This window comes from Terrisporobacter hibernicus (assembly GCF_020809405.1).
In the GTDB taxonomy this organism is placed as follows: Bacteria; Bacillota; Clostridia; order Peptostreptococcales; family Peptostreptococcaceae; genus Terrisporobacter; species Terrisporobacter petrolearius.
In genome coordinates this window covers 1105292-1130432 of sequence record NZ_CP081135.1, presented here as the reverse complement: position 1 = coordinate 1130432, position 25141 = coordinate 1105292, and the positions used below count along the sequence as shown (strand labels likewise).

General features: G+C 29.8%; 24 protein-coding genes. 20 read left to right on the top strand and 4 right to left on the bottom strand.

Going from position 1 to position 25141, the window contains the following annotated elements; all coding sequences use genetic code 11:
• Window positions 1-117: 117 nt before the first annotated feature.
• The 10 genes from JW646_RS05435 to citG all read left to right on the top strand — a co-directional run bounded on the left by JW646_RS05435 (window position 118) and on the right by citG (window position 11174).
• Window positions 118-1188, top strand: a complete 1071-nt coding sequence (locus JW646_RS05435; protein ID WP_228416859.1) for a pyridoxal-phosphate-dependent aminotransferase family protein — start codon at window positions 118-120, stop codon at window positions 1186-1188.
• A 132-nt stretch (window positions 1189-1320) separates the two neighbouring features.
• A complete protein-coding gene (locus JW646_RS05430) occupies window positions 1321-2268 on the top strand; it encodes a D-2-hydroxyacid dehydrogenase (protein ID WP_148558332.1) in 948 nt (315 codons plus the stop codon).
• 117 nt (window positions 2269-2385) lie between these two features.
• Complete coding sequence (locus tag JW646_RS05425; protein WP_228416858.1) at window positions 2386-3627, top strand: DUF1015 domain-containing protein; 1242 nt, start codon at window positions 2386-2388, stop codon at window positions 3625-3627.
• 483 nt (window positions 3628-4110) lie between these two features.
• Complete coding sequence (gene citD, locus JW646_RS05420) at window positions 4111-4398, top strand: citrate lyase acyl carrier protein (RefSeq protein WP_074920075.1); 288 nt, start codon at window positions 4111-4113, stop codon at window positions 4396-4398.
• 11 nt (window positions 4399-4409) lie between these two features.
• Entirely contained in the window at window positions 4410-5312 is a 903-nt protein-coding gene (locus JW646_RS05415; protein WP_074920076.1) for an aldolase/citrate lyase family protein, read from the top strand.
• Between the two features lies 1 nt (window position 5313).
• Window positions 5314-6861, top strand: coding sequence for a citrate lyase subunit alpha (citF, locus tag JW646_RS05410; protein WP_148558334.1), 1548 nt, complete (start codon window positions 5314-5316; stop codon window positions 6859-6861).
• Window positions 6862-7061: 200 nt separating this feature from the next.
• On the top strand, window positions 7062-8417 hold the full coding sequence (gene citS, locus JW646_RS05405; protein ID WP_228416857.1) for a citrate/sodium symporter CitS: 1356 nt from the start codon (window positions 7062-7064) through the stop codon (window positions 8415-8417).
• A gap of 109 nt (window positions 8418-8526) precedes the next feature.
• Window positions 8527-8745, top strand: coding sequence for a hypothetical protein (locus tag JW646_RS05400; protein WP_228416856.1), 219 nt, complete (start codon window positions 8527-8529; stop codon window positions 8743-8745).
• 21 nt (window positions 8746-8766) lie between these two features.
• Window positions 8767-9783 carry a [citrate (pro-3S)-lyase] ligase gene (gene citC, locus JW646_RS05395; protein WP_228416855.1) on the top strand — a complete coding sequence of 339 codons (1017 nt, stop codon included), beginning with the start codon at window positions 8767-8769 and terminating at the stop codon, window positions 9781-9783.
• Window positions 9784-9812: 29 nt separating this feature from the next.
• A complete protein-coding gene (gene citG, locus JW646_RS05390) occupies window positions 9813-11174 on the top strand; it encodes a triphosphoribosyl-dephospho-CoA synthase CitG (RefSeq protein ID WP_228416854.1) in 1362 nt (453 codons plus the stop codon).
• A gap of 52 nt (window positions 11175-11226) precedes the next feature.
• Here citG and JW646_RS05385 read toward each other — a convergent pair whose 3' ends face one another.
• The gene (locus JW646_RS05385; protein ID WP_228416853.1) at window positions 11227-11910 is read right to left on the bottom strand and encodes a GntR family transcriptional regulator; all 684 of its coding nucleotides are present in this window, start codon (window positions 11908-11910) and stop codon (window positions 11227-11229) included.
• 384 nt (window positions 11911-12294) lie between these two features.
• Here JW646_RS05385 and JW646_RS05380 point away from each other — a divergent pair, with 384 nt between their 5' ends.
• The 8 genes from JW646_RS05380 (at window position 12295) to JW646_RS05345 (ending at window position 17564) form a co-directional block, all read left to right on the top strand.
• Window positions 12295-13704 carry an oxaloacetate decarboxylase subunit alpha gene (locus tag JW646_RS05380; RefSeq protein WP_228416852.1) on the top strand — a complete coding sequence of 470 codons (1410 nt, stop codon included), beginning with the start codon at window positions 12295-12297 and terminating at the stop codon, window positions 13702-13704.
• Between the two features lie 17 nt (window positions 13705-13721).
• Window positions 13722-13988, top strand: a complete 267-nt coding sequence (locus JW646_RS05375; protein ID WP_228416851.1) for an OadG family transporter subunit — start codon at window positions 13722-13724, stop codon at window positions 13986-13988.
• Between the two features lie 46 nt (window positions 13989-14034).
• Window positions 14035-14376 carry a biotin/lipoyl-containing protein gene (locus tag JW646_RS05370; RefSeq protein WP_228416850.1) on the top strand — a complete coding sequence of 114 codons (342 nt, stop codon included), beginning with the start codon at window positions 14035-14037 and terminating at the stop codon, window positions 14374-14376.
• Between the two features lie 27 nt (window positions 14377-14403).
• Window positions 14404-15537: a sodium ion-translocating decarboxylase subunit beta gene (locus JW646_RS05365; RefSeq protein ID WP_228416849.1), complete on the top strand. Its 1134-nt coding sequence runs from the start codon at window positions 14404-14406 to the stop codon at window positions 15535-15537.
• A 67-nt stretch (window positions 15538-15604) separates the two neighbouring features.
• Window positions 15605-16102, top strand: coding sequence for a hypothetical protein (locus JW646_RS05360; RefSeq protein WP_228416848.1), 498 nt, complete (start codon window positions 15605-15607; stop codon window positions 16100-16102).
• A gap of 268 nt (window positions 16103-16370) precedes the next feature.
• Window positions 16371-16700, top strand: coding sequence for a PadR family transcriptional regulator (locus tag JW646_RS05355; RefSeq protein ID WP_228416847.1), 330 nt, complete (start codon window positions 16371-16373; stop codon window positions 16698-16700).
• A 3-nt stretch (window positions 16701-16703) separates the two neighbouring features.
• The gene (locus JW646_RS05350) at window positions 16704-17147 is read left to right on the top strand and encodes a permease prefix domain 1-containing protein (protein ID WP_228416846.1); all 444 of its coding nucleotides are present in this window, start codon (window positions 16704-16706) and stop codon (window positions 17145-17147) included.
• 42 nt (window positions 17148-17189) lie between these two features.
• A complete protein-coding gene (locus tag JW646_RS05345) occupies window positions 17190-17564 on the top strand; it encodes a DNA polymerase III subunit delta (protein ID WP_228416845.1) in 375 nt (124 codons plus the stop codon).
• 116 nt (window positions 17565-17680) lie between these two features.
• Here the strand turns inward: JW646_RS05345 and JW646_RS05340 are convergent, their stop codons facing one another.
• On the bottom strand, window positions 17681-18613 hold the full coding sequence (locus JW646_RS05340; RefSeq protein ID WP_228416844.1) for a DMT family transporter: 933 nt from the start codon (window positions 18611-18613) through the stop codon (window positions 17681-17683).
• 384 nt (window positions 18614-18997) lie between these two features.
• Here JW646_RS05340 and JW646_RS05335 point away from each other — a divergent pair, with 384 nt between their 5' ends.
• The gene (locus tag JW646_RS05335; protein WP_228416843.1) at window positions 18998-19789 is read left to right on the top strand and encodes an epoxyqueuosine reductase; all 792 of its coding nucleotides are present in this window, start codon (window positions 18998-19000) and stop codon (window positions 19787-19789) included.
• A 102-nt stretch (window positions 19790-19891) separates the two neighbouring features.
• Here the strand turns inward: JW646_RS05335 and JW646_RS05330 are convergent, their stop codons facing one another.
• A complete protein-coding gene (locus tag JW646_RS05330) occupies window positions 19892-21394 on the bottom strand; it encodes an alanine/glycine:cation symporter family protein (protein ID WP_074920089.1) in 1503 nt (500 codons plus the stop codon).
• A gap of 374 nt (window positions 21395-21768) precedes the next feature.
• Here JW646_RS05330 and JW646_RS05325 point away from each other — a divergent pair, with 374 nt between their 5' ends.
• Window positions 21769-23742: a YgiQ family radical SAM protein gene (locus JW646_RS05325; protein ID WP_228416842.1), complete on the top strand. Its 1974-nt coding sequence runs from the start codon at window positions 21769-21771 to the stop codon at window positions 23740-23742.
• 91 nt (window positions 23743-23833) lie between these two features.
• On the opposite strand, the gene gltS is transcribed toward JW646_RS05325, so the two are convergent.
• Window positions 23834-25036, bottom strand: coding sequence for a sodium/glutamate symporter (gene gltS, locus JW646_RS05320; protein ID WP_148558341.1), 1203 nt, complete (start codon window positions 25034-25036; stop codon window positions 23834-23836).
• Window positions 25037-25141 lie beyond the last annotated feature (105 nt).

Sequence of the window (25141 nt, the reverse complement as noted above, 5' to 3'; positions counted from 1 at the left end):
AATTAAAATAATCATAAAATTAAAAAAAGAAAATATAATAATTTATAATATTATTTTTGAAAATATGGTTATACTAATAATTAATTTATTTTAATAATTAAGAAAGGAGGCAAAATTATGAGTAAAAAGCTATTCATACCAGGACCAATAGATGTAAATGAAGATGTTTTAGCACAAATGGCAAACCAAGTTATAAGCCATAGAGGAAGTGAAGCATCAGCTTTACAAGAAGCTATAACACAAAATCTTCAAGATTTATTCTATACAAAAAATAATATATTATTATCAACATCCTCCGGCAGCGGCCTAATGGAAGGCTCCATTCGCTCCTGTACATTAAAGAGAGCAGCAGTACTATCCTGTGGTTCATTTGGTGACAGATGGTATAAAATGGGCGTATTAAATGGTGTTCCAGCGGATTTATTTAAAGTCGAATTAGGAAAAGCTATTGAGCCAGAAATGGTTGATAAGGTATTATCTACGAATAAATATGACACGGTCATGGTAACTCATAATGAGACCTCAAGTGGAATTGCTAATCCAATCAAAGAAATTGGAGAGGTAGTTAAAAAATACGATGATATTGTTTATTGTGTAGATGCTGTTAGTTCAGCAGGTGGTATGAAAATTGAAGTAGATGAATCTAACATAGATATTTGTTTAACTTCAGTGCAAAAAGCTTTAGGCTTGCCACCAGGAATGTCTCTTTGCACCTTCTCAGAAAAGGCAAAGAAGAGAGCAGAAAAAGTACCTAATCGGGGTTATTATTTTGATTTACTCGCCATCTATGAGTACATCCAAAATAAAAATTATCAATACCCTTCAACACCTTCCCTTTCACATATGTTCGCTTTAAATTTCCAACTGAAAAAAATCTTAAATGAAGGCCTAGATAATAGATTTAAACGTCATGAAGATATGGCAAATCTAGTTAGAGACTGGGCTCAGGAACACTTCCAAATTTTTACCGATGTAAATTATTTGTCTAATACCCTTACCGTTATCAAGAACACACAAGGAATCAGTGTATCAAATCTCAATAAAAAATTACAGGAAAGAGGCTTTTTAATAGCCAATGGATATGGAGACCTTAAGGAGAAAACATTTAGAATTTCTCACATGGGCGATTATACAGTAAAAGATGTAAATGAATTATTAACTAATATTAATGAAATTTTAGGATTTTAATATTAGAAAATTTAATTTGTGTTATTTGTTGTACAAAGTTATAATTTAAGAATTTTAGTTTGAATATTAAGAAAGTTCTTGATATTTATATGAGATAAAAATTATAAGGGTAAAATACTGGAGGTAAATAATATGTGTAAGATATTAGTAACAGATGGAATGAACAGAAATGCTGTTAATAACTTGAGAAAGTTTAATGTAGATGTTGAACATAAATTTTACGATGGGATGGAACTTGGGGATAAATTGAAAGATAAAGATATACTAGTTATTCGTTCAAAAAATGTAATAACAAAAGAAATTATAGATAAAGCATGTGAAGGAAACACTTTAAAATTAATAATTCGAAGTGGTGTTGGCCTTGATAATATAGATGTTGAATATGCAAATAAGAAGGGGATTAAAGTTTTCAATACTCCGAATTCTAGCACAAGATCTGTTGCAGAGCTTACAATAGGCCAAATAATAACTTTATCAAGATTTATAAATATTTCAAATATAACTATGAGAGATGGCCAGTGGAACAAGACAAAATATGTTGGTACAGAGATATTTGGAAAAACCCTTGGAATTATAGGTCTTGGAAGAATAGGAAAAACTGTTGCTAAAATGGCTTATGATTTAGGGATGAATATAATTTATTATGATATACTCGGAGAGATGAAATCTTGTAAAGATTATACTTTCTGCAATTTTGAAGAAGTATTAAAAAATGCAGACTTTTTAACTATTCATATTCCTTTAGACAGAAATCAGGGGTATTTAATAGGGACAAAAGAGTTCAATATGATGAAAGACAGGGTTTACTTTATAAATCATGCTAGAGGTGGACTGGTTTGTGAAAATGCTTTAATTAAAGCATTAGATAATGGAAAAGTTGAAGCTGCCGCTTTAGATGTTTATGAAAAAGAGCCAAAAGTTAACTTAGAATTAGTTAATCATCCAATGGTTTCTCCAACGCCGCACCTTGGTGCTTCAACAGTAGAAGCGCAAGAAAGAATAGGCAAGGAAATAGTAAAAATAATATATAACTTTTTAGTAGAAGAAGAAATAATTGATGATATGAAAATAGCACTATAAGAATAAATATAAATTAACAAATAAAATTTAGCAAAGTAAATTTTGAGCAAAGGAATTATCTGAAGTGATTAGACTACACCGTGGCTCAAGCAAAGCTAATTTGGGGGAGGAATAAAAATGGCAAATATAAAACCTTTTAAAGCAGTAAGACCTGCAAATGAATATGTAAATATGGTGGCAGAACTACCTTATGACGTGATGAATAGAGAAGAAGCAAAGAAAAGAGCAAAGGATAATAAGTATTCTTATTTACACATAGATAGAGCAGAAATAGACTTAGATGATAACGTAAATGAGAACGATGAACAAGTATATATAAAAGCTAAAGAAAATTTAGATGCTTTTATGAAAAAAAATGTATTTGTAAGAGATAATCAAGAGGCAATTTACATTTATAGAGAGATAGTAAATAATAGAGCACAAACGGGCATAGTGGCTTGTGTGTCAATTGATGATAATATAAATGGAATAGTAAAGAAACATGAATATACCAAGCCAGATAAAGAATTAGATAGAACTAATCATATAAAATATTGTAATGCAAATACAGGAACTGTACTTTTAACTTATAAAAACCAAGAAGAAATAGAAAAAATAATAGATTATTATGTTTATTTTATGACACCTATATATGACTTTAAAACAGATGACGATGTTATTCACACTATCTGGAAAGTAGAAAAAGAAAGAGATATCAATGATCTAGTAAATGAATTTGCTAAGGTAGAAAATCTTTATATAGCTGATGGCCATCATAGATGTGCAGCAGCAGAAAATATAGCTTTGGAAGAAAGAAGAAAAAATACAAATTATACAGGAGAAGAAGAATTTAATTATTATACAGCAATGATAGCTCCACATACTGATTTAAAAGTAATGGACTACAATAGGGTAATAAAGGATTTAAATGGTCTTACTGAAGATGAATTTTTAAACAAAATAAAAGAAAAATTTATTGTTAAGGAAACTCAAAAAAACTATAAACCAACATGTAAAGGACAAGTTGGAATGTATTTAAATAATAAATGGTATGAAATAGAATTTGGTAAAGAATATCTACAAGACAGAGATGTAGTTAAAACTTTAGATATTTCTATTTTACAAAATCATATATTAGATGAAATTTTAGGCATTAAAAATCCTAGAACTGATGAAAGAATAGATTTTATAGGTGGAATAAGAGGGCCAAAAGAGATAGAAAGAAGAGTAGATGAGGATATGAAAGTTGGATTTTTAATGTATCCAACTAATATAGAAGAATTAATTTCAGTGGCAGATGAGAATAAAATTATGCCAGCAAAATCTACTTGGTTTGAACCAAAGGTAAGATGCGGTCTTTTCTTGCATGAATTAAACTAATATGAAATTTAATAAAACATATAAAAAACCAGATGCCAATGGATATGCATCTGGTTTTTTATATATTTTATTTTAGTAGTCTTTGGTAATAGTAATAAAAATTTTTCTGTATTGCTCAAGTAAGAAGAATTTAAATGTGAAATATTATGCTTCATTTCACAACAATTGAATTTTTATTAATGGAATATGTTAAACGAAGACAACTTTTACATTCAAGTACAAGCTTATATTTATGTAAAAATATATAATTTTGATTAGAAATTAATAAGTGAATAGGGTAAAAAAATCAATAAAATAGATATGAAAAATATAGAAGAACATCAAAAGAACACCTGGATGAAATGTTGAAAAATAAATGCTTTCACCATGTTTTATATATTTATAACTGTTGAATCTTATTGAATATAAAAAAATAAGAATATATAATGATTATTGAATTGGACAGATAATACATTTCCAAAATAAAACGGAGGAGCATAGTATATGAAATTATTAGAAATAGCAAATGCTGGCACATTAGAATCAAGTGATATACAAGTTATAATAGAACCAAATGAAAATAACGGCATAGTGATAGAACTTGAAAGTGTAGTTAAAAATCAATTTGGTGATCAAATAATAGATGTAATGATGAAAACGTTACAAGAATTAGATGTAAAAGATGCAAAAATATTTGCAAATGATAAGGGTGCAATAGATGCAGTAATTAAAAGTAGAGTTCAAACTGCAGTATATCGTTCTGCAAAATGTAATGATTACAAATGGATGTAGGGGGAAAGAAAATGAAACTAAGACGTTCGATGTTATTTGTGCCTGGTAATAATCCTGGTGTAATAAGAGATGTTCACATATATAAACCAGACTCAGTTATGTTTGACTTAGAGGATGCTATAGCAATAACTGAAAAAGATTCTGCAAGATTTTTATTACATAACATGTTAAAAAATTTCGGAAGTTATTATAAAGAGTTAGGAATAGAAACTGTAGTTCGTATAAACGGACTTGCAACAGAGTTTTGGCAACAAGATTTAGAAGCTGTAGTAAGTGCAGGGGTTGAGGTTATAAGAATACCTATGACAGAATCTGTGGAAGATGTTATGGCTGTAGATGCAAAAATAGAAAAAATAGAAAAAGAATGTGGCATGGAAGTTGGTAGCACTAAAATAATGGTTGCTATAGAAACAGCTTTAGGTGTTATGAATTGTTTCAGTATAGCTAAATCACCTACTAAGAGATTAATAGGTATGGCGCTAAGTGGAGAAGACTTTGTAACTAGTATGAAAACTACAAGAACTCCTGAAGGAGATGAACTATATGTTGCTAGAGGAATGATAGCTATGGCAGGTCGAGCTTGTGGTCTTGAAGTACTAGATACAGTTTATGCTGATGTAAACAACGATGAAGGATTCTTAAAAGAGGCTAACCTAATAAAAAGAATGGGATTTGGTGGGAAATCGCTTATACATCCAAGACAAGTTGAGCTTATACACCAGGTATTTACTCCAAGTGAAAAAGAAATAGCAAAAGCTAAAAAAATAGTGGATGCAACTGCTGAAGCTTTAAAACAAAATTTAGGTGTATTTACTGTAGATGGAAAAATGGTGGATAAACCAATAATAGAAAGAGCTCAAAGAGTATTACAGTTAGCTGAGGCTGCTGGTGTTATAGTTGGAGGTGAAAATTAATATGCAAACTAAAAGAGTAAGTAATGAAATGTTAAAAAACATAAAAGGTTACCAAGATAGAGAAGCTTACGTTGCTCCATACGCTTCATTAACTGGAGATAATAAAGTGAATTCTGATAGTTCTAATATAAAAGAACAAGTAAGAAGAGATAAATTAGTTTCATCTTTAAGAGAAGCTATAGAAAAATGTGAAATAAAAGACGGAATGACAATATCTTTCCACCACCACTTTAGAGCTGGTGACAAACTTTTAATGCAAGTTGTTGATATATTAGCTGAAAAGGGAATAAAAAACCTAAGAATAGCAGCGTCATCACTAACAAGTGCTCATAATGGTTTAGTTGCTCATATAGAAAATGGTGTAGTAAACAGAATAGAAACATCAGGACTTAGAGGTAAATTAGCTCAAGCTGTTTCTGAAGGAATACTTGAATACCCAGCTGTTATACGTTCTCACGGAGGTAGAGCAAGAGCAATATCGTCAGGAGATGTAAAAATAGACGTAGCATTTTTAGCTGCATCATCAGCTGACTGTATGGGAAATGCAAATGGTGTAAAGGGAAAATCCATATGTGGATCTATGGGATACGCTAAAGTTGACGCTGATCATGCTAAAAAAGTTGTAGTTGTAACTGATACATTAGTTCCATATCCAAACTTTCCACAAAGTATACCTCAAACACAAGTTGACTATGTTTGTGTAGTTGACGAAGTAGGTGATTCTTCAGGAATAATGTCTGGGGCTACTAGATTCACAAACAATCCAAAAGAATTGTTAATGGCTAAAAGGGTAGTTGAAGTTATGAAAGCATCTGGGTTATTTGTAGATGGATTCTCAATGCAAACTGGTTCTGGTGGAGCATCTTTAGCAGTTACAAGATTTGTTAAAGAAGAAATATTAAAAAGAGATATAAAATTAAATTATGCTCTTGGTGGAATAACTGCACCAATGGTGGACCTATTAGAATCAGGATTAGTTGACCAATTATTCGATACACAAAGTTTTGATTTAACTGCAGCTGAATCTTGTGGTAGAAATGAAAAACACGTTGAAGTAAGTGCAGATTTTTATGCTTCAATAGGAAATAAAAGTTCAGCAGTTAATAAATTAGACTTCGTTATATTATCAGCTTTAGAAATAGATACAGATTTCAACGTTAACGTTATATCTGGTTCTGATGGTGTAATAAGAGCAGCATCTGGTGGACATAGTGATACAGCTGCAATGGCTAAAATGTCTATAATTACTGCACCTCTTACAAGGGGTAGGTTATCTACAATAATAGATAAAGTAACTACTGTTGTAACTCCAGGAAGCACAGTTGATGTAGTTGTTACTGATTATGGAGTAATAGTAAATCCAACTAGAACAGACTTAATAGAAAAATTCTCTAAAGCTAAAATCCAAATGTTAACAATGGAAGAAGCAAGAGCTATGGCTACAAGACTTCTTGGCACTCCCAAAGAAATAGAGTTTACTGATGAAGTAGTAGCAGTAGTTGAATATAGAGATGGAAGTATTATAGATACAATAAGAAAAGTTAAATAGTTAGTAATTTCCTAAAAATATATTAATTGAATAAAATGATTAAGTTATTAATGGATAATTTAATAACTTAATCATTTATCAATATTCCTTAGTACCTTTAAAACTGGGAAAAGGGTTTTTGAACTTTGCTTGTTAGCTGAAATATTAGCTTTACAGAAATATTATAATAATCATATTAGAAAGATTGGAGAAATGCAAAAATGGCGACAATATCTGCAACTCAAAAAAGAGTTAATAAAGAAACGATGAAAATATTCGGTATGGCATGGTATGTATTTGCTGCAGTAGCAGGAATTGCATTAGTAGCTATGTTTGGTGGATACTTACCGAATAATACAGTAGGAGCATTTGCTATACTTTATACTTTAGGTATAATTTTAGGATGGATAGGTGATAGAATACCTATATGGAATACTTATATAGGTGGAGGATCTATACTTGCATTCTTAGGATCTGCATATTTAGTTTATAAAGGTATAATACCTGAAGCTACAATAGAAACTGTAAAAATATTTATGGATACAACAGATTTCTTAGATTTATTTATAGCAGTACTTATAACTGGTTCTATATTATCAGTTAACAGAAAGTTATTATTAAAAGCTTTTGCAGGATATTTACCAGCAATATTAGCAGGTATATTAGGTGCAATTATTTTAGGAGTAGCTGGTGGTATGTTAGTAGGAGTTTCTCCAACTGATGTAGCAACTAAATATGTATTACCTATAATGGGTGGAGGTACTGGTGCAGGTGCTATACCAATGGCAGATATATATGCTAAAGCAACTGGAAATGATCCAGCACCATGGTTATCATTTGGGTTATCTATATTAACAATAGCTAACATAATAGCTATTATATCAGCTGGTGTATTAAATAAAATTGGAGAATTAAAATTTGGGAAAGCATTAACTGGTAATGGTGAGTTAATAAGAAATGCTGAAGATTTATCTAAATTAGAAGATAAAGAAGAGGTAAAAGTGACTCAAAGAGATATAGCTTGTGGTTTAATATTAGCTTGTGCATTTTATGTTGCAGGAAATATACTATCTAAAGTTGTAGTTATACCTCCATTTGAAGTGTTTGGTTCAGTTGTAAAACTAGATATACATAGATTTGCATGGATGGTTTTATTAGTTGCAGCAGCTAATGTTGCAGGTGTAATACCGGCTGAATTAAGAATAGGTGCTAATAAATTACAAGGATACTTCTCTAAGCAATTTTTACTAGTTATAATGTGTGGTGTTGGTATAGCTTTAACTGACTTAGGTGAGTTGATAGCTGCATTCACTTTAGGAAACGTATTAATAGCAGCTTTCATAGTTTTAGGAGCTATAATAGGATCTGGATTAGTTGGATGGTTAGTTGGATTCTATCCAATAGAAACTGCTATAACTGCAGGACTTTGTATGGCAAATAGAGGTGGTTCAGGAGATTTAGCAGTTCTAGGAGCAGCTAAAAGAATGGAACTTATATCATTTGCACAAATATCTTCTCGTTTAGGTGGAGGATTAATGTTGATAATAGCATCTATAGTATTTGGTATATTCTGTTAGTGATTTCGGGGATTAGTTAAAAATAATATACTAAAAAGCTATCAATAAGAAAAAGGTATTGTGATTTGCAATACCTTTTTCGCTTAATTTATGAATATAGAGGTGCACCATGAGCAATAAAAATAAAACTAAAAATAAAACTAAAAAAAATAATAATGAATTATTGAAAGAAATAAGAGAAGAAGGAATGTTTAAAGAAGCTAGAGAGTTTACAAATAAAAAGAAAAAATATGTGGCAGCTAGCGATAAAGACCAAATAATGATGTATGTACTTTTATTAGTTGCATTATTAGCATTTGTACTAATAAATAGAATATTTGGTGTATAGCAAGTAAGGGCGGTGTAGAACGTGTATTATAATGTAGAAAGTATAAATTTAAAATCAAATTATGAAACTAAGGAAGTAAAAAAATTTTTAGAAAAATTTAGTTTGAAGTATGAAGATGTTGATTACACTGTAGTAATAAGAGAAAATAATGATATTATAGCAACATGTTCTAAAAAAGAAAATATATTAAAATGTTTTGCTATAAATGAAAATTATCAGGGGCTAGGATTATCTAATAACTTAATATCGAAAGTAACAGAACAATTATTTTTAGAAGGCAAATATCATAGTTTTATATTCACAAAGCCTGAAAATCAGTTTTTATTTGAAGGTTTGGGATATAAAAATATATTTACTACAGATAAGGTAAGTTTATTAGAAAGTGGAAATAAAAATATAAATTCATCTTTAGATAAATTAAAAAATGATTATAAAATAGATGATAATAAAGAATACGCAGCTTTAGTTATGAATTGTAATCCGTTTACATTAGGTCATAGATATATAGTAGAAATAGCAGCAAAAGAAAATGAAAATGTAATAATATTTGTAGTGGAAGAAGATAAATCAGCATTTACCTTTGAAACAAGATTTAAACTTATTAAAGAGGGAACCAAAGATTTAAAAAATGTAACTGTAATACCAGCAGGAGAGTATGTAATATCATCAGCAACTTTTCCTAATTACTTCTTAAAGAAAAATGATGATGAATTAAAAGAATATACAAAGTTAGATTGTAATATTTTTGGAAAATATTTTGCGAAAAAATTTAATATTAAAAGAAGATATGTGGGTACTGAGCCTCATTGTAAAGTAACAAATACTTATAATATAAGTATGCAAGAAATATTGCCTAAATATAATGTTGAAGTTAAACTTATAAATAGAAAAAAATTGCAAAATGATGATATAAGTGCATCTAAAGTTAGAAAATTATTAAAGGAAGGTCATATAGAAAAAGTAAAAAATTTACTACCTAGAGCAAGTTTTGACTTTCTACTTAGCAAGGAAGGTGAATTGGTAATAAATCGACTATAATAATAGCTTATATTTTTACCGAGGATAATATGAAATTAATAACAGAATTTTTATATGATAGAGACAAAAGAGTTTCTTATCAGGAACAATTATTAAAAGAAAATGAAGATAAAACACTAGTTACAATTAGAATAAACTACCCTGGAATAGAAAAATCAAACTATATAACTGATGACATTGTTAATACTGTTTATAATGATATACAAACATATTATGGGAAATATATAGTTTTTAAACATAAATATAAAAATAAAGAGGGTATAATAGCTCATTTATTATTTGACTTAGATTTTGTAAATGTTAAGAAAATAATGATAACTATGGAAGAAGAACACGTATTAGGAAGATGTTTAGATATAGATGTATACATTATGAAAAATAAAAAAGTAGTAGGCATATCTAGATCTGATTTATTAAAAAGACCAAGAAAGTGCTTTATATGTGATTTAGATGCAAAAATTTGCTCTAGGGCACAAACTCATAACATGGAAGAAATAAAAACTTATTTTGAAGAGGTATATAAAGAATATAAAGAAATAGAAAAAAAAACAGAAAATTTATCTTATGATGTATCTCAAATAGGGCTTAAAGCAATGATAAGTGAGGTATCCACTTTTCCTTCGTTTGGTTTAGTGTCTCCTGTTAGTTGTGGAGCTCACAAGGATATGGATTACTATACTTTTTTAGACAGTGCATTGGCTATAACACCTTATTTAAAAGAAATGTTTAAGATTGGATATACCTATCATAATCCTGAATATATATTTAATGCTATTAGAAACACTGGAAAAACATGCGAAGAAAAAATGTTTGAAGCAACAAATAATATTAATACTCATAAGGGTATGATATTTCTTATGGGAATTACAATAGCAGCTATAGGTAAGGTTATGTATGAAGATAGGGGCTTTAATGAGATACAATCTATAATAAAAGATATGGTCAAATGCATATTAGATGATTTCAAAAATTTAGATAAAAAAGAATCTTTAACTCATGGAGAAAAACTTTATTTACAATATGGATTTACAGGAATAAGAGGGCAAGTTAAAGATGGTCTTTGTGTATTATTTAACAATATAATAGATAAATATAGTTATAGCCAGCTAAAAGAAAATGATATGTATATTCAAATATTAATAGAACTTATGTCAAAAGTAGAAGATAGTACTATAGTATATAGACATGATATAAACACTCTAAGGAAGGTACAATCAGATGCTAAAGAACTATTAGATTTGGGAGGCGTGTTTACTGACGTTGGTAAAAAAAAATGTTTAGAATTAGAAAAACTTTATATAAAAGAAAACATAAGTCCTGGAGGTTGTGCTGATTTACTTGCTATAAGTATATTGCTACTTAATGTGAAAAAATTAATGTTTAATTTGTAAATTAAAAAATCCTATTGTAGATGATACAAATATACAATAGGATTTTTTATATCTATATATTAAATTCTTGCAAAACTACATCTAATGAATCGTATAAATGTTTTTTGATTATCATTTCGGACAAGTCTCTATCACGTTCTACTATAGATTTTATAATTTGTCTATGTTCTAGTATTGCCTTTTCTCTTCTAATACTATCTTCTATAGAAATAGTTCTAAATCGATGAAGGTAATTATTTAAATTAGATATCATATTAGGTAATATTTTCATTTTACTTAGTTCATAAAGTTGAGAGTTGAATTCACCAAATAATTCTATAACATTATTTAGATCATCTCTTAGATTAGCCTCGTGTGTTTCATCTAATAATTTTGTAATTCTATCAACATCTGATTGGGTAATATACTTCATGGATTCTGTGGCTACCAATAGTTCTAGAGAACTTCTTATTTTATATATTTCTATAACATCTTCTTTTGTTATTCTGTTAACGACAACGCCTAGTCTAGGAACATATTTGACCAATCCTTCTTTTTCTAATTGTTTAAGGGATTCTCTAACTGGAGTTCTACTTATATTAAGTCTATCTGAGTATTCTTTTTCTATAAACCGTTCTCCAGCAGGAACTTTATGTTCAATCAATGTTTTTTTTATGCTTTCGTAGACTACATCTTTTATAGGTCTATTTTGTGATAAATCAGTATTATAGACAAATTCATTCATCCAATTTCTCATAATTTTTTCCTTTCCAATAAATATATTTACATTAATCTAATTGTAGTCAGGCAAACGATTTATCAAGAGATAAACCATTGCTAGCGCATACTAAAAATAGAAATAGTTGTATGAATTACTAGCTAATATCAATGTATAAATTTATATTAATTGTACATGATATATAGCCTTAATACATAAAAAATGATTTAAATTTAACAATATGATACAATAAAAAACAAATTTAGACAAGAGAAAAGAACACTAAAAAAACTTGGTATAAGGTAATTTGATATATATAATAAATTATGCATAGGAAATACGGAATAACTGAAATAAGAAGCATTATACAAGATTATGGAAATGTTATTCTTAGATATATTTATGGGAGGAATACACAATAAGATGAGTAAGTTAAAAATAACTGAAACGGCACTAAGAGATGGACATCAATCCTTAATGGCTACTAGACTTAGGACAGATGAAATAATACCAATCTTAGAAACTATGGATAAAGTAGGATACTACTCAATGGAAGTTTGGGGAGGCGCTACATTTGACTCATGCATACGTTTCTTAAATGAAGATCCTTGGGAAAGACTTAGACTTATAAGAAAACATGTAAAAAATACAAAATTGCAAATGCTACTTAGAGGTCAAAATTTATTAGGATATAGACATTATGGAGATGACACAGTAGAAAGATTTATAGAATTATCTATAAAAAACGGAATAGATGTAATAAGAGTTTTCGATGCACTAAATGATGTTAGAAACTTAGAAGAATCTATGAAAGCTATAAAAAAATACAAAGGACATTGTCAAGTTGCAATATCCTATACAACAAGTCCAGTTCATACAACTGAATACTATGTAGAACTAGTTAAGATTGTTGAGAGAATGGGTGCGGATTCTATATGTATAAAAGATATGGCAGGAGTATTAACTCCATATAATGCATATGACTTAGTTAAAAAATTAAAATCAACTACTAAATTACCAATAGAATTACATACTCACTGTACAGGTGGAATAGCAGAAATGACATATATGAAAGCTGTTGAAGCTGGAGTAGATATTATTGACACTGCAATATCACCACTTAGTGGTGGAACAAGTCAACCACCAACAGAATCTATGGCAGTAAGTTTAGGAGAAATGGATAGAAATCCAAAGTTAAACATGGATGCTCTTCTAGAAGTGGCTGAATACTTCAAACCAATAAGAGATAAGTATATGGAAGAGGGAATATTAAACCCTAAAGTATTATTAACAGATCCCCAAACTTTAAAATATCAAGTTCCAGGAGGAATGTTATCTAATCTATTATCTCAAATGAAACAACAAGGTGCAGAAAGTAGATATGAAGAAGTATTAAACGAAGTACCAAGAGTTAGAAAAGACTTAGGGTATCCTCCGTTAGTTACACCACTTAGTCAAATGGTTGGAACTCAAGCATTATTTAATGTTTTAACTGGACAAAGATATAAAATGGTTCCAAAAGAAATTAAAGACTATGTAAAAGGATTATATGGACAAGCTCCAGCTGAGATAGATGAAGAAATTAAAAAAATAATAATTGGAGATGAAGAAGTAATAACAGTAAGACCGGCAGATTTAATAGGAAATGAATTTGAGGCAATGAAACAAGAAATAAAACATTTAGCTCAAAATGATGAAGATGTATTAGCTTACGCTTTATTCCCACAAATTGCTCCAAAATATCTAGAATCTAAATATAACAAATCTGCAGTAGTAGTAGAAGAAGAAAAAACATTAGAAAGTAATATAACACACATAGAAGTAACTATGTAGAGAATAGGTGGTTAAATATGCAAACAACATTTATGGAAGCTATCTCTATTACAGTATCAAGTATGGCGATAGTTTTAGCTACTTTAGCTTTAATAGCACTTATATTAAGTTTATTTAAATTTTTATTTAAACCTGAACAACCTAAGGTTAAACCAGTTGTAAATAAAGTGGTAGAAGATAATGACGAAGAAAAAATAGTTGCAGCTTTAGTAACATCTATAATAGCTGCAGAACAAGCTCAACACACTAATTTCCATGTTAGAAGTATAAAAAGAGTTAAATAATTTTTATTAAAACAATTAAAATACATAAAATGAAAGGGAGATAAAAATGAGTATAAAGACATACAATGTTAAATTAAATGGAAAAGTTTATGAAGTAGAAATAGAAGAAGTAAAAGCAGGGCAAAAGCCAAGCATGTGTGCTGCACCAGCACAATCATCTGAACAAGCAGGTGAGGAACATGAAGTAGTGGCACCATTACAAGGAAGTATGTTTAACATATTAGTTAAAGAAGGTCAAACAGTTAAAAAGGGTGATGTATTAGTAGTATTAGAAGCTATGAAGATGGAAAATGAAATAGTATCACCAGTTGATGGTAAAGTATCTGCTATACATGTGGAAAAAGGACAAAATGTAAATCTTGGAGATATAATTTTACAAGTAGCATAAGTAAAAACAGCTTAAGGAGGTAATGATATGGGTCAAATGATATTAGACTTCATAATGGAATCGGGATTCGCACAAATGGACATTAAACAAGTAATAGTTATAGCCTTAGCTTGCTTTTTCTTATACTTAGCCATAGCAAAGGGGTATGAACCTTATTTATTAATACCAATAGCAACGGGAATGTTACTTGCAAATATGCCAGGTGTAGATTTAATGAAAGCAGCAACAGACAGTGAAAAAGGTGGATTATTATACTATCTATATCAAGGTGTAAAACTTGGTATCTACCCACCGTTAATATTTTTATGTATAGGTGCCGGTACAGACTTCGGACCAATGATAGCAAACCCTAAAACAATGCTACTTGGTGGAGCGGCACAATTTGGTGTATTTTTCGCATTCTTAGGAGCAATAGCTTTAGGATTTACAGGTCCAGAAGCAGCATCTATAGGTATAATCGGTGGAGCAGATGGGCCAACTGCAATACAAACAACAGGTGCTTTAGCGCCGCACTTATTAGGAACAATAGCTCTAGCAGCGTATTCATATATGGCATTAGTACCAGTTATCCAACCGCCAATAATAAAAGCTCTTACAACTAAAGAAGAAAGAGCTATAAAAATGGAACAAACGAGACCAGTTTCTCAAAAAGAAAAAATAATATTTCCAATAGTAGTTATGATAGTAGTTATAGGATTACTTCCTACATCTGCACCCCTTGTAGGTATGTTAATGTTTGGAAACTTAATAAAAGAATCAGGACTTGTTCCTAAATTAGTAGAAACAGCTCAAAGTTCATTAATGTATATAATAACTATATTATTAGGATTAACAGTTGGAGCTACAACTAATGCAGAAACATTATTAAGTACTCAAACTCTTGGAATAATAGCAATGGGACTTGCAGCATTCTCAGTAGGAACTGCTTCAGGTGTTTTAGGTGGAAAACTAATGTGTAAATTAACTGGAGGAAAAGTAAACCCAATGATAGGTGCAGCTGGGGTTTCAGCAGTACCAATGTCATCAAGAGTTGTTCAAAAAGTTGGACAAGAAGAAAATCCTTCAAACTTTTTATTGATGCACGCCATGTCTCCAAATGTTTCAGGAGTCATAGGATCAGCAATAGCAGCGGGTATTTTGCTTAAAGTATTTGGTGCATAATTTATAAATAAAAACTTAAATAAGTTCTGATAAAAAAATAAATGTATTTCCAAAAGGAAAATTTACAATGATAAATATACACGATAAAACATTATTAAAGGCATCAAGGTATTTTGAAACAGCATTATCAGTAATTATACTTATACTTGTATTGCTAGGAATGATAGATTTGATGAGAAGTATATATGAGGCATATATAATAGATTTTCAAACACCAGTTGAATACACTCAATTAAATAGTTTTTTAGCCCAAGGGTTACTATTAGTAATAGGAGTAGAGCTTGTTGTTATGCTTAGTCTACACATACCAGGTGTATTGATAGAAGTATTATTATGTGCAATAGCTAGAAAGCTTATATTACTTCCAAAAACAGCAGGTATGGCCGACTTATTATTGGGAGTTATTTCTATAGGATTAATATTTGCTATAAGAAAATACTTATTGGGAGTAGAAGATAAAGGTTGGAATTTAAGTAAATTGTACGGACTTAATATATCAAAAAACAAAAAAAGTATTAAAAATAATGTTAAAGATAGAGTTGCCATTGATCTAAGAAATCAATAAACAATAAAATATTGGCATTATGAACTATTAAGATAGCTTTAATAAAGTGGAATGAAGTTAGTACATAAACAAGTAGTAAAGCAATTTAAGTTTTAAAATAAATGAACTAGACAGTAAAAATAAAATTGTTATAAAAATAACCTTCTATTTATAATAGGGGGTTATTTTTATATAATTTATTATTGCAAAGTAATAAAAAACAGTATACTATTAAATTACAATGTACTTCATATAATGAGGTAGTTCATAAAGGGAGGTGAATAAGTTTGTGAATTTAAATAAAGAATTGCTAAAAGGTCATATTGATACTTTGATTTTATCAATACTGAACCATGAAGATTCTTATGGATATGAAATTGCCAAAATAGTTAAGGATGAGACCACATTTGAACTTAAAGAAAGTACCATGTATGTTTCATTAAAAAGGTTAGAATCTAAAGGTTTGATAAAGTCTTATTGGGGAAACAATCAAGATTCAGGAGGCAGAAGAAAATACTACAATATAACAACAGAAGGAAAAGAAGACTTGCATGTAAAAGTTGAAGAGTGGAATTTTATACAAGAAGTCATGAATAAATTTTTAAATAAGGGGAAATAAATTATGAAAATTATAGAGGGATATTTGAATAGATTGTATAAAAATGATGATAGTAAAGATGCAAAAGAAATAAAGGAAGAGATAAAAGAGCATTTGATAACTTCTGCCAAAGAATATATTAATCAAGGTTATTCACAAAATGAAGCACAAAATAAAGCAATTGAACAATTTGATGGGGGAAACGATGAAGAAGCTTCTGTTGAACTACGCTCTATATATACGAAGAAAATAGATGTAAAAAAGGAAAGAGTAAAGAAGTTAGCAAGCTTAAGATTAAAGATACTTAATGCTTTTGGGTGGTTTTTTGGTGCAGCATGTTTGGTTGCTTATAACAGTTTTTATAAAAAAGTGCCTACTTGGTTAATAGTATTATTAACCATATTAATAAGTGTAGTAATTATTATGAGTATTATAATTGTTATTTTAAAGAAAACTATAGAAGATTAATTAATAGTTAGGTCTTAGATAAAATTTCATGGGGGGATATATATGAATCAAAAACTGTCATTAAAAGAAAGTATAAATAGTACAGAAGGATTAAATTTAAATAAAAAAATGAAGTTATTTAAAGATACTAAATGGATATCATTTGGAACTTATATAATGACTGTTGAGTGTTATATTACTCATAAAGGTGTGGTAAGCTATGTGCCTATGATAAATATAATGAGTAATGAAGAGACCAGCACAGTTAAAGCATCATATAATGGGGAAAGTTACTATATAGAAAATAAAGAATTATGTAAAAACGTATCTATAGGTGATAAGATAATAGTTACTATTAAATTCTCTTATGACAAAGATGACAATCTAATATATACGAATGTTCACCATAGTCATCCTTATCCGCTAACTGATATTTAAATAAATAGAAAATTTAACAGGTTATGAATATAAACAAACATTTAATTATAAAAATATTGTATAAAAAAGCCTCCTATAAAATAAATAAAAGTTTTGATAGAAGGCTTTTAGAAGTTCTACTCTATTAAATCATTTTCATCAGTGGAAGTAGCACACTCTACTCTTGTAAGCCTTTGATTTCTAAATGATTCTAAAAAACTTTCTTTATTAAACATAAATAATCCAGCTAAAATAATTATACCACCTAAAACTGTAGCTTTATCAGGAACTTCACCCATCATTACAAATCCTAATATTGTAGTCAAAAATGGTGTAACAAACATATAATTGCTTACATAGGTAGTTTTTTCTGCTATAGAAATAGCTTTTGCCCAGGCAATATATGCAAGAGCAGAAGAAAATATTCCAAGAATTAAAACATATATTATATGTTCAATTGGAGCATGTAAAGTAGGATCTACAGATGAAGGTAAGAATACGCATAAAAATAAAGTTCCAATGAAAATACTATAAGTACTAGCTTCTAAAGCTGTATACTTCTTTGTTAATTTCCTTTGAAGCAAATTATAAGTAGCAAGACAAAGTGCAGCTAGCAATAGCCAGAATACACCTTCATTAATAGATAAGGTACCGTTCATCAAAGTTAATACCAAGATTCCTATAAATTCAATTCCTATGGCAAGCCATTGATAGATTTTAAGTTTTTCTTTATAAAAAAATGATGCTAAAAATGCTGTGAATACAGGAACCATTGCAATTACAATACTGGCAGTGGCAGAAGTTACAAGTCCCGTACCTTTTGTGAATAGAACTACATAGATAAAAAATCCAATACATCCAGAAAGTAAATAGGTAAGGAAATCTTCTTTCTTAGGCTTATTAATTTTCATAAAATAAATAATTACAACTAAAGTTAATGATGCTGATAAGTATCTTAGAAAACTTAGCGTGTATACATCAAAGTATTGAAGGGCAAGCCTAGTAAAAACAAAGGCCATAGCCCAAAATACTATTGTAATAAGTGCATAAAAATGATAGTTTTTCTTCATAATATTTACCCTCCTATAGTTTTATTTTCAATTACAAAATGTATTAATAAGTGAATTATAACAGTTGCAAGTATCTAATAGCAATGTAAAATAAATGATAACTAAGATGAATTGGTATATAATTTAAGTAGGTGATAAAATTTTAAAAGAGTAATATAATTGGGGGGATAGTATGGTTCAAACTATAATAAGAGTGGGGAGTCTTGTATTATTACTTATAATAGTAACTAATATTTGGTCACAAAAAAGAGCAAAAGATGAAGAACAAAACAGAAATAACAAAAAGAAATAGCAATTAGACATTAGAGCATCTTGGAAAAAGATGCTTTTTTAGATGTACAGTTAACTGTATTTAATGAGTTTTTATAGGAAAAGGGGAGTTCTATGAAAGATTTAATTAAGAAATATATAGTAGATTATGTGAAAGAATATGAAAAACAAGATGATATAAGCACAAGTTGGAGAGAACCTTTAGTTGGTTTTGCTGATGCTAATCATAAAGATATTTATTGTATAAGAGAGTATACTTTTGAAGAACATTTAATGCCTAGTGATATATTAGAGGATCCAACAATTATTATTGCTTATTTTGTTCCTTTTACTAAAGATATAGCTCAGTCTAATATTGTTGGGGAATTAGCCTCAGAAAAATGGATATTAGCTTATCAAGAAACTAATGATATGTTTATTAAATTAAATGATTATCTTATAAAAAAAATAGAAGAAATGGGGTATAATGCAGCAGTATGTGAAGTGGCTGGTGATTTTAAAACGGATATATTAAAAAGTAAATGGTCCCATAGACATATAGCCCAAATAGCAGGTCTTGGAACTTTTGGAATTAATAATATGTTGATTACGAAAGAAGGATGTTGTGGAAGATATTTTACTATAGTTACAAGCTTGCCTGTAAGCCCAGATAAGCCATTAGAAAAAGAGAACTGTTTGTATAAAAGAAATAAAAGTTGTTTGGTATGTGTAAAACGTTGCTTTAGTGGGGCTTTAAATGAAAATAATTACGATAGATTTAAATGTTATGATACTTGTATGATAAATTTTGACAATTACGAAAATCTATATGGAAATAAAAAAGAAGGAAAATGTAAACCAAGAGGAGGAAGCCAGGTTTGCGGGAAATGTGTAGTAAATTTACCGTGTTCATTTAAACAACCTTAAATATAATTTTTTACGCGAAAAAGAGCTAAGCCTCCTTAGCTCTTTTCCTGGTACATTTTTTAGGGATTTTATTTTATTACCAAATTACGGATTGATTACAAATTAAGGTTGAGGAGTATTATCTCCACTTGCAACTTTTTCTTCCCAGAATGTAGCACCTTTTATTCCAAGTGGTTCAGGGTCAAAGGTTATATCATCTCTAGGGATACCAAGTTTCATTTGTCTTTCATAATCTTTAAAGCATTTAATAACTGTATTAGATAATAAAACTATAGCAACTAAGTTTAGCCATGCCATAAGTCCTACACCAATATCACCCATTGCCCATGCAAGGCCTGCACTCTTCACACATCCAAATGCAGTCATAGCTAATAATACAAATCTTAATACATTAATTGCAGCTTTACTACCTTGGCCTTTTTTAACTTTTTTAACTAAATAAGTTAAATTAACTTCTGCTATATAGTAGTAAGCCATCAAAGTAGTAAATGCAAAGAAGAATAATGCTACGGCAACAAAGGCAGAACCAAATCCAGGAACTAAAGTATCTACAGCGTTTTGAGTATATGCTGGGCCTATTTCTGGAATACCTAATTGAGGCATATTTTCAACGATTACTTTTTGACTTCCTTCGTAATAAGTGTTGTAGCAACCAGTCATCATAATCATAAATCCAGTTGCTGAACAAACAAATAATGTATCAACGTAAACAGAGAATGCTTGAACGAAACCTTGTTTTGCAGGGTGTGATACTTCAGCAGCAGAAGATGCTTGTGGTCCAGTACCTTGACCAGCTTCGTTTGAGTAAACACTACGTTTTACACCCCAAGCAATAGTGGAACCGATTATACCACCAAAAGTTGCTTCTGCTCCAAATGCTGATTTGAATATTAATACCAATATTCCAGGTAAATCAGCTATATTAACTGCAATTATTATAAGTGCCATTAAGATGTATGCGCCTCCCATAAAAGGAACAATATACTCAGCTGCAGAACCTATTCTTTTTATACCACCAAATATTATAAGAGCAAGAAATACAACTAATATAACAGCTGTAATGTTAACATTAAGACCAAAAGCATTGTTTACAGATACTGCGATTGAGTTAGCTTGAACCCCAGGAAGTAATATACCTATAGCTATAAGTGTAACTACTGCAAACGTTATCCCGTAGATTTTAGAAAATGTAGTACTTCCAAATCCCTTCTCTATATAGTAAGCAGGACCACCACGATATTCACCTTCATGTTCTTCTTTGTATAATTGACCTAAAGTTGATTCAGCAAAAGCTGATCCTGCACCAAGGAATGCTGCAAGCCACATCCAAAATAATGCTCCAGGACCACCCCAAGCTATAGCTGTAGCTACACCGGCAATATTACCAGTTCCTATACGACCAGCAAGAGCTGTACAAAATCCTTGGAATGAAGATATACCTTGTTCTGATTTTTTACCTCCAAATAATAAAGCGACCATTTCTTTAATGTTTCTAATCTGCGAGAATCGAGTTCTAATGCTAAAATAAATACCAACGCCAAGACAAGTCCATACAAGTGCGACACTCCAAACTATAGAGTTAATATTATTGACTATGTTTTCCATTAAATTCCCTCCTTATAAAATTTAAGAAATTATATAAAAAGAATAATATATAAATATTTCTTTAGTAAATTATAGTCCCATTTTGGTTCAGGTTTATGTTAAGAATAAGTTATATATATTAAAAAAAAATTAACAAAAACATGCAAATTTAACATAAATAATTGTAGCTAATTATACTATAAAACCTAATTACTTTAAAAATATTGCTTTCTTTGTGATATAATAGTTAATCAGAGTTAATAATTAAAGATAAGTAAATAAAAATCTTGAACAAAGTGAATTTTAAGCAAGGGATATGTCTGAAGCAAAGTAAAGATATATCGTTGGCGATATGAACGAAACGAATTTTAAATATAGATTGAGCAGGTGATAAAATGGAAAATAAATTTTTACCAATATGTAAAGAAGATATGATTGAAAGAGGATGGGACGAGTGCGATTTCGTACTTGTTACAGGAGATGCTTATGTTGACCACCACAGTTTTGGGACAGCTATAATATCAAGGGTGCTAGAGCATGCTGGATATAAAGTAGGAATAATTGCTCAACCTAACTGGAAAACAACAGAGGATTTTATGAAGCTTGGAAGACCAAGACTAGGTTTTCTTGTTAACGGAGGAAACATGGACCCTATGGTAAACCATTATTCTGTTAGCAAAAGACAAAGGGATAAAGATCTTTATTCACCTGGTGGAGAAATGGGCCATAGACCAGATAGAGCTACAATAGTTTATTGTAATAGAATAAGAGAAGCATACGGAGATATTCCACTAGTAATAGGAGGAATAGAAGCATCCCTAAGAAGATTTGCTCACTATGATTACTGGAGTGATCAAGTAAGAAAATCTATATTAGTAGATAGTGGAGCCGACTTATTAGTATACGGAATGAGTGAAAGACAAATAGTTAAAGTAGCAGATGCTATAAATGATGGATTTGATCCTAAATATATAAGTTTTATAGATGGAACTTGTTATATTGCAGATAGTTTAGATGAAGTATACGTTGATTATGTATTAACACCTTCATTTGAAGAAATTAAAAAAGACAAAGTGAAATTTGCACAGGCTTTCAAAATACAAGAAGGAGAGCAAGATCCATTTAGAGGAAAGGCGATAGTTCAACCTCATGGAAATAAATTTATGGTGCAAAATAAACCAGAGCCACCGCTAAATAGAGAAGAACTAGATGAAGTATATGCACTTCCCTACACTAAAAACTATCATCCATCATACGAAGCAAAAGGTGGAATACCAGCTTTAAATGAAGTTAAATTCTCAATAGTAAGTTCTAGAGGATGTTTTGGAAGTTGTTCATTCTGTGCAATAACTTTCCACCAAGGTAGAGCGGTACAAAGTAGAAGTCATGAATCTATTTTAGAAGAAGCTAAGGAAATTACACATTTACCAGACTTCAAAGGATATATACATGATGTAGGTGGACCGACTGCAAACTTTAGACAAGAAGCTTGTAAAAAACAAATAACAGAAGGAAAAGGTGGATGTAAACATAGACAATGTCTTGACCCATCACCATGTAAAAACTTAAATATAGACCACAATGATTATATAAGTCTTCTTAGAAAAGTTAGACAAGTACCAGGTGTTAAAAAAGCATTTGTACGTTCGGGTATTAGATATGATTATGTAATGGCTGATAAAGATAATACATTTATGAGAGAATTAATAAAACATCATGTAAGTGGACAATTAAAAGTTGCACCAGAGCACGTTGCAGAAGAAGTACTTTACTACATGCAAAAGCCAGCAGGAGAAACTTACGATAGGTTTAGACAAAAATTCTTTGCAATGAATGAACAAATTGGATTAAAACAATACTTAATACCATACTTAATGTCTTCACATCCAGGTTCTACATTAAACAGTGCAATAGAGCTGGCTGAGTATTTAAGAGATATTAAATATCAACCAGAACAAGTTCAAGATTTCTATCCAACACCAGGAACATTATCTACAACAATGTTCTACACAGGATTAGACCCAAGAACTATGAAAGAAGTTTATGTACCAAAATCTAAAACTGAAAAAGCAATGCAAAGAGCCTTACTTCAATATTCTGCACCTAGAAACTATGAATTAGTTCATAGAGCATTAGTTGAAGCAGGTAGAGAAGACTTAATAGGATTTGGACCAAGATGTTTAATTAAACCTAAAGAGGCTAGAGGCGCATTAAATAGACAATTTGATAAAAACAAGAAGAATAAATCTAATGATAAAAATTCTAAAGGTGGAAGAAATACCAATAACACTGATAGAAGAAATAGTAAAAGTAATTCAAGAGATAGTAGAAATAATAACTCAAAAGGTAAAAAGAGAACGAAGAGATAGCTAGAATAATTATTTGCAAAAAATGAAAACTTAATAAATAATTTATAAAAACCTTGATATATTCATATAGAAATATATCAAGGTTTAATTTTTAGCATATAAAGTTTATAAATAATGTTAGTATGGCTGAATTTACAAAGTCGATAAATAAACAACCGATAATAGGTACTACGAAATATGGTGTATGAACAAATCCATATCGGTTAGTTAGTTCGTCCATATTTGCAATAGCATTTGGAGTGGCACCCATTCCAAATCCGCAAGTTGCAGATGCAAAGACTACAGCTTCATAGTTTGCTCCCATAATTCTATAAGTAACAAAATAAGCAAAGCATCCTACTAGTATAACTTGAGCAAACAACATAATCATAAGAGGTAAAGCTAAATCAAATAATTGCCAAAGCTTTAATCCCATTAAGGCCATTGTTAAAAAGAATGATAAACTAAGAGATCCTAAAGTCTCGATTTCTTTTTCTACAATTTCTTTTCCAAGGAAATCGTATAGATTTCTTATTATGGCAGCTGCAAGCATTGCTCCTATATATGATGGAAATGTTAATCCTAAGTTTTGAATTAAATCTGATATTAGTGATCCAAGTCCCATTGCAAGGAACAAGAAAGATGCACCAGTCATTAATTTTTTTAAACATAAAATATTTTGGTTTTCTTCGTTAAAATCGCCAACTTCCTCTGGAGGAATATTGGAATTTTCATCATGAATTGTTTTTATTTTATGATTGTGTATCAAATTTCTAGCAACTAATCCACCAATAATACTTCCCATTATTAAACCAAATGTAGCTGAGGCGATAGATACTGTTGTAGCACCAGAAACTCCCATGTTTTCTAGTAAAGGGCCAAATGATCCTGCAGTACCGTGGCCTCCTATCATAGGTATAGATGCTGTACAAAGTCCAAGTAATGGTTGTAAATTAAATAGTGATGCTAGTGTTACACCAACTGTGTTTTGTAATACAACAAGTAAAATTGCAAGGGCGAGAAAAGTAACAACTTTTATACCGCCTTGTTTTAATATTTTAAAACTAGCAGTAAATCCTATACTAGTGAAAAATGCTGTCATAAAAATTTCTTGTAAAGTTGTATCTAAGTTTATAGTTGCTATGCTAGTAGTTTTTAATATAAGAATAAATATTGCAAATATAAATCCACCTACTACTGATGGAGGGATACAATATTTTGATAGTATAGAAAATTTATTTCTTAAATATTTACCAATATAAAATACAATGGAAACTAAAGCCATGGTCTCATAAATGTTTAAATTAAATTCCATTTTTGATTAGTCCTTTCTATATAATGATTTTTAAAAATGTATAATATATATATGATATATTATAAAAATTTTAATGTAAAGAAAAATTATAGAATAAATATGTTA

Coding starts and splice junctions, on each gene's coding strand:
- JW646_RS05435 (WP_228416859.1), top strand. CDS start 118: ATGAGTAAAAAGCTATTCATACCAGGACCAATAGATGTAAATGAAGAT.
- JW646_RS05430 (WP_148558332.1), top strand. CDS start 1,321: ATGTGTAAGATATTAGTAACAGATGGAATGAACAGAAATGCTGTTAAT.
- JW646_RS05425 (WP_228416858.1), top strand. CDS start 2,386: ATGGCAAATATAAAACCTTTTAAAGCAGTAAGACCTGCAAATGAATAT.
- citD (WP_074920075.1), top strand. CDS start 4,111: ATGAAATTATTAGAAATAGCAAATGCTGGCACATTAGAATCAAGTGAT.
- JW646_RS05415 (WP_074920076.1), top strand. CDS start 4,410: ATGAAACTAAGACGTTCGATGTTATTTGTGCCTGGTAATAATCCTGGT.
- citF (WP_148558334.1), top strand. CDS start 5,314: ATGCAAACTAAAAGAGTAAGTAATGAAATGTTAAAAAACATAAAAGGT.
- citS (WP_228416857.1), top strand. CDS start 7,062: ATGGCGACAATATCTGCAACTCAAAAAAGAGTTAATAAAGAAACGATG.
- JW646_RS05400 (WP_228416856.1), top strand. CDS start 8,527: ATGAGCAATAAAAATAAAACTAAAAATAAAACTAAAAAAAATAATAAT.
- citG (WP_228416854.1), top strand. CDS start 9,813: ATGAAATTAATAACAGAATTTTTATATGATAGAGACAAAAGAGTTTCT.
- JW646_RS05385 (WP_228416853.1), bottom strand. CDS start 11,910: ATGAGAAATTGGATGAATGAATTTGTCTATAATACTGATTTATCACAA.
- JW646_RS05380 (WP_228416852.1), top strand. CDS start 12,295: ATGAGTAAGTTAAAAATAACTGAAACGGCACTAAGAGATGGACATCAA.
- JW646_RS05375 (WP_228416851.1), top strand. CDS start 13,722: ATGCAAACAACATTTATGGAAGCTATCTCTATTACAGTATCAAGTATG.
- JW646_RS05370 (WP_228416850.1), top strand. CDS start 14,035: ATGAGTATAAAGACATACAATGTTAAATTAAATGGAAAAGTTTATGAA.
- JW646_RS05365 (WP_228416849.1), top strand. CDS start 14,404: ATGGGTCAAATGATATTAGACTTCATAATGGAATCGGGATTCGCACAA.
- JW646_RS05360 (WP_228416848.1), top strand. CDS start 15,605: ATGATAAATATACACGATAAAACATTATTAAAGGCATCAAGGTATTTT.
- JW646_RS05350 (WP_228416846.1), top strand. CDS start 16,704: ATGAAAATTATAGAGGGATATTTGAATAGATTGTATAAAAATGATGAT.
- JW646_RS05345 (WP_228416845.1), top strand. CDS start 17,190: ATGAATCAAAAACTGTCATTAAAAGAAAGTATAAATAGTACAGAAGGA.
- JW646_RS05340 (WP_228416844.1), bottom strand. CDS start 18,613: ATGAAGAAAAACTATCATTTTTATGCACTTATTACAATAGTATTTTGG.
- JW646_RS05335 (WP_228416843.1), top strand. CDS start 18,998: ATGAAAGATTTAATTAAGAAATATATAGTAGATTATGTGAAAGAATAT.
- JW646_RS05330 (WP_074920089.1), bottom strand. CDS start 21,394: ATGGAAAACATAGTCAATAATATTAACTCTATAGTTTGGAGTGTCGCA.
- JW646_RS05325 (WP_228416842.1), top strand. CDS start 21,769: ATGGAAAATAAATTTTTACCAATATGTAAAGAAGATATGATTGAAAGA.
- gltS (WP_148558341.1), bottom strand. CDS start 25,036: ATGGAATTTAATTTAAACATTTATGAGACCATGGCTTTAGTTTCCATT.